General features: G+C 68.0%; 10 protein-coding genes. All 10 read right to left on the minus strand.

Annotated elements, in window-relative coordinates; translation table 11 throughout:
* Nucleotides 1-51 precede the first annotated feature (51 nt).
* The gene (locus tag AMK24_RS01760; protein ID WP_073764216.1) at nucleotides 52-1,302 is read right to left on the minus strand and encodes an ABC transporter ATP-binding protein; all 1,251 of its coding nucleotides are present in this window, start codon (nucleotides 1,300-1,302) and stop codon (nucleotides 52-54) included.
* On the minus strand, nucleotides 1,292-2,269 hold the full coding sequence (locus tag AMK24_RS01765) for an ABC transporter ATP-binding protein (protein WP_073764218.1): 978 nt from the start codon (nucleotides 2,267-2,269) through the stop codon (nucleotides 1,292-1,294). The genes AMK24_RS01760 and AMK24_RS01765 overlap by 11 nt, the downstream gene beginning before the upstream one ends.
* Before the next feature lie 13 nt (nucleotides 2,270-2,282).
* Nucleotides 2,283-3,260, minus strand: a complete 978-nt coding sequence (locus tag AMK24_RS01770; protein WP_073764220.1) for an ABC transporter permease — start codon at nucleotides 3,258-3,260, stop codon at nucleotides 2,283-2,285.
* Entirely contained in the window at nucleotides 3,253-4,176 is a 924-nt protein-coding gene (locus tag AMK24_RS01775) for an ABC transporter permease (RefSeq protein WP_073764222.1), read from the minus strand. Before AMK24_RS01775 ends, AMK24_RS01770 begins: the two co-directional genes overlap by 8 nt.
* A gap of 133 nt (nucleotides 4,177-4,309) precedes the next feature.
* A complete protein-coding gene (locus AMK24_RS01780; protein ID WP_073764224.1) occupies nucleotides 4,310-5,947 on the minus strand; it encodes a peptide ABC transporter substrate-binding protein in 1,638 nt (545 codons plus the stop codon).
* Nucleotides 5,948-6,112: 165 nt separating this feature from the next.
* Complete coding sequence (locus AMK24_RS01785) at nucleotides 6,113-7,255, minus strand: ABC transporter ATP-binding protein (RefSeq protein WP_073764226.1); 1,143 nt, start codon at nucleotides 7,253-7,255, stop codon at nucleotides 6,113-6,115.
* On the minus strand, nucleotides 7,248-8,306 hold the full coding sequence (locus AMK24_RS01790) for an ABC transporter ATP-binding protein (RefSeq protein ID WP_073764228.1): 1,059 nt from the start codon (nucleotides 8,304-8,306) through the stop codon (nucleotides 7,248-7,250). The genes AMK24_RS01785 and AMK24_RS01790 overlap by 8 nt, the downstream gene beginning before the upstream one ends.
* Nucleotides 8,307-8,317: 11 nt before the next feature.
* On the minus strand, nucleotides 8,318-9,271 hold the full coding sequence (locus AMK24_RS01795; protein WP_073764230.1) for an ABC transporter permease: 954 nt from the start codon (nucleotides 9,269-9,271) through the stop codon (nucleotides 8,318-8,320).
* Entirely contained in the window at nucleotides 9,264-10,193 is a 930-nt protein-coding gene (locus AMK24_RS01800) for an ABC transporter permease (RefSeq protein WP_073764232.1), read from the minus strand. Before AMK24_RS01800 ends, AMK24_RS01795 begins: the two co-directional genes overlap by 8 nt.
* A gap of 128 nt (nucleotides 10,194-10,321) precedes the next feature.
* Nucleotides 10,322-11,938, minus strand: a complete 1,617-nt coding sequence (locus AMK24_RS01805; RefSeq protein ID WP_073764234.1) for a peptide ABC transporter substrate-binding protein — start codon at nucleotides 11,936-11,938, stop codon at nucleotides 10,322-10,324.
* Nucleotides 11,939-12,056: the final 118 nt, after the last annotated feature.

Here is a 12,056-nt window from a genome sequence, read left to right on the forward strand (position 1 = left end):
TCGGTGCGGTGTCGGCCGGGTTTCCCGCCTGTCAACGCTCCTGACGCCGCCTCACGGAGCCCCCTCCTCCCCGGCCCCGGGCTTCTCCCACCCCTCCGGCCCCGGGGCCCCCTCCCCCGGCCGCTCGCCCGTCGCCGGCCCCGGGTCCTCCCGCTCGCCCTCCGGCGGCACCACCCGCTTCTCCTCCGCGAAGTGGCACGCGGAGTCGTGGCGGGCGGGGGTGTCGGACAGCCGGAACTCCGCGGGCACCGCCAGCAGCGGCACCTCCAGCTCGCACCGCTCCCGCGCCTTCCAGCACCGGGTGCGGAACCGGCAGCCCGAGGGGATGTTGGCGGGCGAGGGCACGTCGCCGTGCAGGATGATCCGTTCCCGGTGCTCCCGGGCGCTCGGGTCCGGTACGGGGACGGCGGACAGCAGCGCCTGGGTGTACGGGTGGGTGGGGTGGTCGTAGATCTCCGCGTCGGTGCCGATCTCCACGATCCGGCCGAGGTACATCACGCCGACCCGGTCGGAGATGTGGCGGACGATCGAGAGGTCGTGCGCGATGAAGACGAAGCTGAGGTTGAACTCGGCCTGGAGCCGGTCCAGCAGGTTGACCACCTGGGCCTGTACGGAGACGTCGAGCGCGGAGACCGGTTCGTCGGCGACGATGATCTCCGGGTTGAGCGCGAGGCCGCGGGCGATGCCGATGCGCTGGCGCTGGCCGCCGGAGAACTGGTGCGGATAGCGGTTGATGTACTCCGGGTTGAGCCCGACGACGTCCAGCAGGTCCTGCACCTTCTGCCGCCGGCTGCCCTTGGGGGCGACCTCGGGGTGGATCTCGTACGGTTCCCCGATGATGTCGCCGACCGTCATCCGCGGGTTCAGCGACGTGTACGGGTCCTGGAACACCATCTGGATGTTGCGGCGCACGGCCTTCAGCGCACGGCCGGAGAGCCGGGAGATGTCCTCCCCCTTGTAGCGGATCGCCCCGGCGGTGGGGTGCTCCAGGTGGACGAGCATCCTGGCGACGGTCGACTTGCCGCAGCCGGACTCCCCCACGATGCCGAGCGTCTCGCCCGCGTGCAGGTCGAAGTCGACGCCGTCGACGGCCTTGACCGCGCCGATCTGCCGTTTGACGAGGATGCCCTGGGTGAGCGGGTAGTGCTTGGCGAGGCCGCGCACCTGGAGGATCGGGTCGCCCTCGGCGTACGGGGAGGCGGCGTCCTCCCGGGCCTCGGACAGCAGGGTCGAGCCGCCGCGCCCGCCGGCCGCCCCGCGTCCGCCGCCCGCCTTGGCGCTCCCGTCGCGGTCAGCGTGCATCGAGCGTCTCCTTCCAGAAGTGGCAGGCGCTGCGGCGCCGCTCGTCGACCTCGTAGAGCGGCGGCACGTCCGTCCGGCACACGTCCCGGGCGATGGGGCAGCGCGGGTTGAAGGCGCAGCCCGGCGGGATGCGGGTGAGGTTGGGCGGCAGGCCCTTGATCGCGTACAGCTCCCGGCCCTTCTGGTCCAGGCGCGGGATCGATTTCAGGAGGCCCTTGGTGTACGGGTGGGCGGGGGCCCGGTAGATCTCGTGCACGGGGGCCGTCTCGACGATGCGGCCCGCGTACATCACGGCGATCTTGTCGGCCACGTCGGCGACGACGCCGAGGTCGTGGGTGATCAGGATCAGGCCCATGTTGTACTCGCGCTGGAGTTCGGCGAGGAGGTCCATGACCTGGGCCTGGACCGTCACGTCGAGCGCGGTGGTCGGCTCGTCCGCGATGATCAGGGACGGTTCCAGGGCCATCGCCATGGCGATCATGATGCGCTGGCGCATGCCGCCGGAGAACTGGTGCGGGTACTGGCCGACCCGCTCCTTGGCGGCGGGGATGCGCACCCGGTCCATCAGCTCGATGGACTTGGCCCTGGCGTCCTTGCGGGACATCCCCCGGTGCACGACGAACATCTCGCCGAGCTGCTGGCCCACGGTGAGGACCGGGTTCAGCGAGGAGAGGGCGTCCTGGAAGATCATGGCCATCTCCTGGCCCCGGATCTTCCGGCGCTCCTCCGGCTTGAGCTTCAGCAGGTCCTGGCCCTTGAAGAGGATCTCCCCGCCGGCGATCCTCCCCGGCGGCATGTCGAGGATGCCCATGATCGCCTGTGCGGTGACGGACTTGCCGGAGCCGGACTCCCCGAGGACGGCCAGGGTCTCGCCCTCGGCGACCGCGTAGTCGACGCCGTTGACGGCCTTGGCGACGCCTTCGCGGGTGTGGAACTCCACGTGCAGATCGCGCACTTCGAGCAACATGGCAACCGGCTCCTCAGCGCAGCTTGGGGTCGAGGGCGTCGCGCACCGCGTCGCCGAGCATGATGAACGCGAGCACGGTGATCGCCAGCGCTCCGGCGGGCCAGAGCAGCATGTGCGGGGCGTTGCGGATGTAGTTGGCGGCGGCGGAGATGTCGATGCCCCAGGAGACGGCCGGGTCCTTCAGTCCGACGCCGAGGAAGGAGAGGGTCGCCTCCAGGGAGATGTACGTGCCGAGCGCGATGGTCGCCACGACGATGACGGGCGCGATGGCGTTCGGGGTGATGTGGCGCAGCATCATCCGGGAGTTGGAGGCGCCGAGGGCGCGGGCCGCCTGGACGTAGTCGTTCTGTTTGGCGGTGATGACCGAGCCGCGGGCGATGCGGGCGATCTGGGGCCAGCCGAGCAGGACGATGAAGCCGATGACGGGCCAGACGGTGGAGCTGGTGACGACGGAGAGGAAGACCAGGCCGCCGAGGACGACGGGGATGCCGAAGAAGACGTCGGTGAGGCGGGAGAGGATCGAGTCCCACCAGCCGCCGAAGAAGCCCGCGAGGCCGCCGAGCACACTGCCGAAGAGGGCGACGCCGAGGGTGGCGCAGACGCCCACGGTCACCGAGGTGCGGGTGCCGTACACGACCCGGGTGTAGACGTCGCGGCCCTGCGGGTCGAAGCCGAAGGGGTGGCCGGGCTCGGAGCCCTTCTGGGCGTCGTCCAGGTCGGCCTGGAGGGGGTCGCCGCTCGCGATGAGCGAGGGCCAGATGGAGATGATCACCAGGAAGAGGATGACCAGGGCGGAGATGATGAAGACCGGGTTGCGCCGCAGGTCGCGCCAGGCGTCCGACCAGAGGCTGCGGGGCTTTCCGGTGGGCCCGGAGCCGTCGGGGCCGCCGGGGTTCTTCTCCAGGCTGGCGCCCTCCTCCAGGGCGAGGTCCATCGGGCCACCGGTGCCCGCCGGGGAGATCGCTCCGTCCGATGACTGGGGCTCAGGCATAGCGGATCCTCGGGTCGAGTACGGCGTACAGGAGGTCGACGATCAGGTTGGCGGCCAGGAAGACCAGGACGAGGATCGTGACGAACCCGACGACGGTCTGGGAGTTCTGGCGCAGGATGCCCTGGTAGAGCTGGTAGCCGACGCCGTGGATGTTGAAGATCCGCTCGGTGACGATGGCCCCGCCCATGAGGGCCCCCACGTCGGTGCCGATGAAGGTGATGACGGGGATCAGCGAGTTGCGCAGCAGGTGCCGTACGACGACCCGGCGGCGGGGCAGCCCCTTGGCGACGGCGGTGCGGACGTAGTCGGCGCGGGCGTTCTCGGCGATCGAGGTGCGGGTGAGCCGGGTGACGTAGGCGAGCGAGACCGAGGCGAGGACCAGTCCGGGGACGAGCAGTTCGTCGAAGGCGGGGTCGGCGGAGACCGAGGGCTTGATGATGCCCCACTTGACGCCCAGGAGGAGCTGGAGCAGCAGGCCGGTGACGAAGGTCGGGACGGCGATGACGACCAGCGTGAGGATGAGGACGGTGGTGTCGACGGGGCGTCCGCGCCGCAGGCCGGTGACGACGCCGAGGCTGATGCCGATGACGACCTCGAAGACGATCGCGACGATGGTGAGCCGGATCGTGATGGGGAAGGCCGTGGCCATCAGCTCGGTGACCTTCTGCCCGTTGAACGCGGTGCCGAAGTCGCCGGTGAACACGTTGCCCATGTAGGTGAGGTATTGCTGCCACACCGGCTTGTCGAGGCCGAACTCGGAGCGCAGTCGGGCGGCGGTGGCCGGATCGCACTGGCGGTCGCCGCAGAGGCCGGCGATGGGGTCGCCCATCACGTTCACCATGAGGAAGATCAACAGCGTGGTGCCGAAGAAGACGGGGATCATCTGCAGCAGCCGCCGGATCACATAACGTCCCATGAGGGGCTCCGGGGGTCGGGGGGCGTCCTGTCGGCCTGGCCGGCCGGGCGCCCCCTGGGGACGAGCGGTACCGGGCAGGGGGTGCGGGGGCGCGGACGGCCGGGCGTCCCGGCCGTCCGCGTCGCTCAGCGCGTCACTTGACGGTGATCTCTTCGTAGACCGGGACGCTGAACGGGTTCAGCGCGACGTTGTCCACCCGCTCCGAGTAGCCGGCGCTGCCGTTCTGGTACCAGAGCGGGATGACCGGCATCTGCTCGACGAGGACCTTCTCCGCCTCCTGGAAGATGGTGACGGCCTTCGCCTTGTCGCTCTCGGCGTTCGCCTTGTCGATCAGGTCGTCGAACTTCTTGTCGCTCCACTTCCCGTCGTTGGACGGGGCGTTGGTGTAGTAGAGCGGCTGGAGGAAGTTCTGGATGAGCGGGTAGTCCATCTGCCAGCCCGCGCGCCAGGCGCTGGAGAGCTTCTGGGTGGAGACCTGGGCGCGGAAGTCGGCGAAGGTGCCGACCGGGCCGCCGACGCACGCCTTGTTGTTGCCCATCACGTTGTTGATGCTGTTGCAGACGGCGTCGACCCACTCCTTGTGGGAGCCGGTGTCCGCGTTGTACGAGATCTTCAGCTGGCCGCCGGGGATGCCGCCGCCCTCCTCGATCAGCTTCTTGGCCGCCGCCTTGTCGTACGTGCACTCCTTGCCGCACAGCCCCTTCTTGAAGCCGCCGTCCTTACCGAGGACCGGGGAGGTCCAGTCGGAGGCGGGGGTGCGGGTCTTCTGGAAGATCTGGTCGGTGATCTGCGCCCGGTTGATCGCCATCGACAGGCCCTGGCGGACCTTGCGCGCGTCGTCGGTGTCCCATTCCTTGTCGTAGAAGGGGAAGGCCAGGGTCTGGATGATGCCGGCGGGGGTGTTGATGTACCGGTCGCCGAGGTCGGCCTCGACGTTGCGGAGCTGGGAGGCGGGCACGTCGTCGACGAGGTCGAGGTTGCCGGAGGTCAGGTCGGTGTAGGCGGTGTTGTTGTCGGTGAAGACCTTGAGGTCGACGCCGCCGTTCTTCGCCTTGTCGTCGCCCGGGTAGCCGTCCCACTTGCGGAGCTTCATCGAGGAGCCCTTGGCGTACGAGTCGATGGTGTACGGGCCGTTCCCGACGGGCTTGGAGAGCCAGGCGTCGTGGTCGTCGTAGAACGCCTTGGGCAGCGGGACGAAGGCGGTGTAGCCGAGGGTGTCGGGCCACAGGGAGAACTTCTGGGTGAGCTTGGCGGTGAAGGTCAGGTCGTCGACGACCTTCAGCCCGGACAGGGTCTCGGCGGAGGCGGAGCCGGACTCCGGGTGGACCTTGTCGTAGCCCTCGATGTACTGGAAGAAGTAGGCGTTCTTCTGGTTGTTCTTCAGCGCCGCGCCGTAGTTCCAGGCGTCCACGAAGGACTTGGCGGTGACCTTCTCCCCGTTGGAGAACGTCCAGCCGTCCTTGAGCTTGATCGTGAAGTTCTGGGAGTCCTTCGTGTCGATGGACTCGGCGACCATGTTCTTGGCCTCGCCGGTCTTCGGGTCGTAGCGGATCAGGCCGCGGAAGACCATGTCGAGGACCTTGCCGCCCTGGACCTCGTTGGTGTTGGCCGGCTCCAGCGGGTTCTGCGGGTCACCCCAGGAGGAGCTGACGATGCCGTCGGCGCCACCGCCGCCGCCCCCGCCCCCGTCACCCCCGCCGCCGCAGGCCGTCGCCGCCAGGGCGACGCCCACCGCACATGCGGCCCACCTGACCTGTGTGGCTCCGCGCATGAAGTGCCTCCTAGAGTCATCGAGTAGCTCAATGCCTCATATCACCCCATAACCCTATGTACCGCATGCGGGCTTACCCCGGACGGGCGGCGGGGAGGGGTGGCACGACGAGGCCCGGCCCCCTGCGGCAGGGGGCCGGGCCTCGTCGTCGGGAAGGAGCGGCGGCTACGCCGCGTTCACGACGTCCTTCTCCTCGGCGAAGTGGCACGCCGACTCGTGCGCCGCCGGGGTCTTGCCCGCGACGAAGCGCTCGGGGACCGCCAGCAGGGGCTCCTCCGTCGCGCAGCGCTCCTCCGCCTTCCAGCACCGGGTGCGGAAGCGGCAGCCCGAGGGCGGGTTCGCCGGCGACGGGACGTCACCGGTCAGGATGATCCGCTCGCGTCCCTCGCGGGCCGTCGGGTCGGGGACCGGGACCGCCGACAGCAGCGCCTGGGTGTAGGGGTGCGTCGGGTGGTCGTAGATCTGGGTGTCCGTGCCGATCTCGGCCATCTTGCCGAGGTACATCACGCCGACCCGGTCGGAGATGTGCCGCACGATGGAGAGGTCGTGCGCGATGAAGACGTAGGACAGGTTGAACTCGTCCTGGAGCTTCTCCATCAGGTTGATGACCTGCGCCTGCACCGACACGTCGAGCGCGGAGACCGGCTCGTCGCAGATGATGATCTCCGGGTTGAGCGCGAGGCCGCGGGCGATGCCGATGCGCTGGCGCTGACCGCCGGAGAACTGGTGCGGGTACCGGTTGATGTACTCCGGGTTCAGGCCCACGACGTCCAGGAGCTCCTGGACGCGGCGGCGCCGGTCGCCCTTCGGGGCCACCTCGGGGTGGATCTCGAAGGTCTCCCCGATGATGTCGCCGACCGTCATGCGCGGGTTCAGCGAGGTGTACGGGTCCTGGAACACCATCTGGATGTTGCGGCGCACGGCCTTCAGCGCGCGGCCGGACAGCTTGGTGATGTCCTGGCCCTTGTAGAAGACCTCGCCGGCGGTGGCCCGCTCCAGCGTCATCAGGAGCTTGGCGACCGTGGACTTGCCGCAGCCGGACTCGCCCACGATGCCGAGGGTCTCGCCGGCGTACAGGTCGAAGGAGATCCCGTCGACGGCCTTGACCGCGCCGATCTGCTTCTTGAAGAGGATGCCCTGGGTCAGCGGGAAGTGCTTGACCAGGTTGCGCACCTGGAGGATCGGCTCGCCCTGACCGACGGGCGCGTCGATGGCGGCCACGGCCTCCGCCTCGGTCGCGGCGTCCACGGTCTCCACGGCGGAGACGTTGGGGGTGGCGTCCAGGGGCTCCTTCTCGAGCTCAGCCATGGATCGTCTCCTTCCAGAAGTGGCACGCGCTGCCGCGGCCGACCAGCTCGAGGCCGTCCTGCTCGGTCACCGGGACGAGCGGCGGAACCTCGGTACGGCAGATGTCCTGTGCCTTGGGGCAGCGCGGGCTGAAGGCACAGCCCGCGGGGATGCGCGTGAGGTTGGGCGGCAACCCCTTGATCGCGTACAGCTCCTGGCCCTTCTGGTCCAGGCGCGGGATGGAGTCCAGCAGGCCCTTGGTGTACGGGTGGGCCGGGCGGCTGTACAGCTCGCCGACCGGCGCCGTCTCCACGATCCGCCCCGCGTACATCACGGCGATCTTGTCCGCGACGTCGGCGACGACGCCGAGGTCGTGGGTGATCAGGATCAGGCCCATGTTGTACTCGCGCTGCAGCTCGGCCAGCAGGTCCATGACCTGGGCCTGGACCGTCACGTCGAGCGCGGTGGTCGGCTCGTCCGCGATGATCAGGTCCGGCTCCAGGGCCAGCGCCATGGCGATCATGATGCGCTGGCGCATACCGCCGGAGAACTGGTGCGGGTAGTCCGAGACACGGGCCGCGGCGGCCGGGATCTTGACCTGGTCCATCAGCTCGATGGACTTGGCCTTGGCCTCCTTCTTGGACAGGCCCTGGTGGACCCGGAACATCTCGCCGAGCTGGTAGCCGACGGTGAGGACCGGGTTCAGCGAGGACAGCGCGTCCTGGAAGATCATCGCGATCTTGCGGCCGCGGATCTTCCGGCGCTCCTCGTGGGACATCTTCAGCATGTCCTGGCCGCGGAAGAGGATCTCGCCCTGCGTGATCTTCCCGGGCGGCATGTCGAGGATGCCCATGATGGTCTGCGCGGTCACGGACTTGCCGGAGCCGGACTCGCCGAGCACCGCGAGCGTCTCGCCGGCGCTGACGGTGTAGTTCACACCGTTGACCGCCTTGGCGACGCCGTCGCGGGTGTGGAACTCCACGTGCAGGTCGCGGACGTCGAGCAGTGGACCGTCGCCACTCACGGACTCCCGCGGTGCGGGGACGTGAGCCGTCTTGTCGATGGTGGTCACGAACGCCTCCCTCAGCGCATCTTGGGGTCGAGGGCGTTGCGGACCGCATCGCCGAACATCAGGAAGGACAGCACCGTGATCGAGACCATCACCGAGGGGATGACCAGGACGAACGGCGCGTTGCGGAGCTGGTCCTTCGCAGCGGACACGTCGATGCCCCACGAGACCGTCGGCTCGGCCAGGCCGATGCCGAGGAAGGACAGGGTGGCCTCGGCGGCGATGTAACCGCCGAGCGCGATGGTGGCGACCACGATCACCGGAGCGATGGCGTTCGGCAGGATGTGCCGCGTCAGGATCCGGGTGGTGGAGGCGCCGAGCGCCTTAGCGGCGACCACGTAGTCGGCCTGCTTGATCGTGATGACCGAGCCGCGGGCGACACGGGCGATCTGCGTCCAGCCGAGGAAGGCCATCGACAGGATGACGACCCAGACGGAGCGCTCCTCGAAGCTGGTCAGGATGACCATGGCGCCGACGATGAAGGGGACGCCGAAGAAGACGTCGGTGATCCGGGACAGGATCGTGTCGATCCAGCCGCCGAAGTAGCCCGCGATCATGCCGATCACCAGTCCGGTGACGGTGACCGCGATGGTGACGATCACGCCGACCATGATCGAGGCGCGGGCGCCGTAGATCAGACGCGCGTAGATCGAGCGGCCCTGGACGTCGTACCCGAGCCAGTCGGGGGCGAAGAAGTGTCCCCAGTTCGGGTGCTGGAGGTAGTGCTCGGCAAGGTTGGCGTCCCGCGGCGAGGCACTGGTGAACAGGCTCGGGAAGATCGCCATGACGGCGAGCAGCAGGATCAGCACCATCGAGATGAGGAAGAGCGGGTTGCGGCGCAGGTCGTGCCAGGCGTCCGACCAGAGGCTGCGCGGCTTGCCGGGCGCGGGGCCCGTGTCCGTGGCGGGCGCCGCGTCGACGGCCGTGGCCGGGGCGTCGGTGCTCTTGAGTGCGGTGGTGTCAGGCATACCGGATCCTCGGGTCCAGGACCGCGTAGAGCAGGTCGACGAGCAGGCTGCAGACGAGGTAGACGATGACGAGCAGCGTCACGACGCCGACGACGGTGGCGCCTTCGCGCTTGGCGAGCGCCTCGAAGACGAGCTGTCCGACGCCCTTGATGTTGAAGATGCCCTCGGTCACGATCGCGCCGCCCATGAGGGCGCCGATGTCGGTGCCGAGGAAGGTGACGACCGGGATGAGCGAGTTGCGCATCAGGTGCACGCCGATGACGCGCCGGCGCGGCAGGCCCTTGGCGACGGCCGTGCGCATGTAGTCGGCGCGCAGGTTCTCGGCGACCGAGGTACGGGTGAGGCGGGCGACGTAGGCGAGCGACAGCGACGCCAGCACGATGGCCGGCATGATCAACTCGCTGTTGGTCGGGTCGAGGCTCACGTTCGGCTTGGCGATGCCGAGCTGGAACGCGAAGAAGTACTGAACGAGGAAGCCCAGCACGAAGGACGGCATGGAGATCAGCACCAGCGTCAGGCCGAGCAGACCGCGGTCCCGGATGGAGTCGGCCTTGAGGCCGGCGACGATGCCGAGCGAGATACCGGCGACGACCGTGAAGACGAAGGCGAAGATCGCCAGTCTGATGGTGATCGGGTAGGCGTCGGCGATGACTTCGGCGACCGGACGCTGCGTTCCGATCTGGGTGCCGAAGTCGCCCTGGAACAGGTTGCCGAGGTAGTTCAGGTACTGCTGCCAGATCGGCTGGTCCAGTCCGAGACTCGCCTTGATCTGCGCGATCTGCGTCGCGTCTACGTGCTGTTCACCGGCAAGTGCTCTGACGGGGTCGCCGGGCAGTGCGTACATCATCAGGAAGACCAGCAGGGTCGACCCGATGAAGACCGGGATCATCTGGAGCAGTCGTCGTGCGACATAGCGCCCCATGGGTGCCTCCGTGTGGGGATAACTGCGGCGCGGGGGCCGCCTCTTCGCAGAGGCGACCCCCGCGCCTCCGGCCGTGCTGAGGGGCAGCACGGGCGGATGACGGCCAGTTGGGGAATGACCCGCAGGCGTTACTTGGTGGTGACGCCGGTCAGTTCGAGGTCACCGTGGAAGTCGACCTTGACGTTGTCGACGTTCTTTCCGTGGCCGCCGTTGATGGCGTAGTACCAGAGCGGGATGGCCGGCATCTTGTCGACCAGCTTCTTCTCGACCTCCTGGTAGGCGGCGACGGACTCCTCCAGGGAGTCGGCCTTGTCGCCCTTCGCCATCAGGTCGTCGATCTCCTTGTCGTTGAAGCGACCGTTGTTCGACTCCGCCTTGGAGTGGTAGAGCTCCTTGAGGAAGTTCACGTTGACGGGGTAGTCGGCCACCCAGCCACCGCGGTAGAAGCCCTTGACCTCGTCGTTGTCACGCGCTTCGAGGTCGGTCGGGAAGTCCGGCTTGGCGTCGCCCACGCAGTCGACCCCGGTGGCGTTGCGGATGGACTCGCAGACAGCGGTCACCCACTCCTTGTGCCCACCGTCGGCGTTGTACTGGATGGTGAACTTGTTCTCCGGGACGCCGCCGCCGGCCTTGATGAGCTCCTTGGCCTTGGCGGGGTTGAACTTCAGGACGTCCGAGTCGAGCGTCTGGTTGCCCTTGACCTGCGGGGGCGTGAAGCTCGTCGCCGGGATGCGGGTGCCGTTCAGGACGGTCTTCGTGATGGTCTCACGGTCGATCGCCATGGACAGGCCCTGGAGGACCTTGGGGTCGATGTCCTTGAACGTCTTCGAGTAGAACGCCGGGGTCAGCGTCTGGATCGCGGCGTACGGCTGGTCGATCGCGCCGTCACCGAGGTCCGTCTTGTACTTCGGGAGGTCACGCGGGCCGACCTGGCGGATCATGTCCAGGTTGCCGGAGATGACGTCGGAGTACGCGGCCTCGACGGTCGAGTAGTTCTTGAACTGGATGCCCTTGTTGGCAGCCTTGTTCGGACCCTGGTACTCGGGCCAGGCCTTGACCTGGATGAGCTTCTTGTGGGTCCACTTCTCGAACGTGTACGGGCCGTTGCCGATCGGCTTCTGGCCGAACGCCTTCGGGTCGTCGTAGAAGACCTTGGGCAGCGGCGCGAAGGTCGCGTAGCCGAGCTTGTAGTTGAAGTACGGGACCTTGTCGGTCAGCTCGATCGTGAACGTGGTGTCGTCCACGGCCTTCAGGCCGGACATCTTGTCGCTCTTCGGGTCACCCTTCTCCGGGTGGACGTCCGCGTAGCCCTTGATGTCGGAGAACCAGAACGCGTTCTGCTGGGCGTTCTTCACGTTGGCGTACCAGTTCCACGCGTCGATGTACGACTGCGCGGTCACGGCCTCGCCGTTGTGGAACTTCCAGCCGGCCTTGAGCTTGACCGTCCAGGTCTTGGAGTCCTCGGTCTCGACGGACTCGGCGTTCGTGAGAACGATCTCGCCCTTGTCGTCGAAGTCCAGCAGCTGCGTGAACAGCGACTGGATGACGTAGGAGCCGTTGCTCTCGTTCGTGTCGGCCGGCATCAGAGGCTTCTGGGGCTCACCGACGTCGATCGAGACGTACCCGGCGGGCTGGCCCGACGTGTTCTTCTTGTCGCTACCACTGTCGCCGCCGCCACAGGCAGTCGCGGCCAGGGCGATGACGGCCGCTCCCGCGACCCACTTGGCGCTCTTGGCACCGCGCATGGGTTTCCTCCTCATGAGTCCACTTTTGACTACAAGAAGGGCACTGGAGAGATTCACCGACACCCCTGACGGTGATCGTTCAGTGCCCCGAGTGTGCTCGTGAGTCGGCACTCCCCAC

Origin of the sequence: Streptomyces sp. CB02366, assembly GCF_001905905.1 — a bacterium.
In the GTDB taxonomy this organism is placed as follows: domain Bacteria; phylum Actinomycetota; class Actinomycetes; order Streptomycetales; family Streptomycetaceae; genus Streptomyces.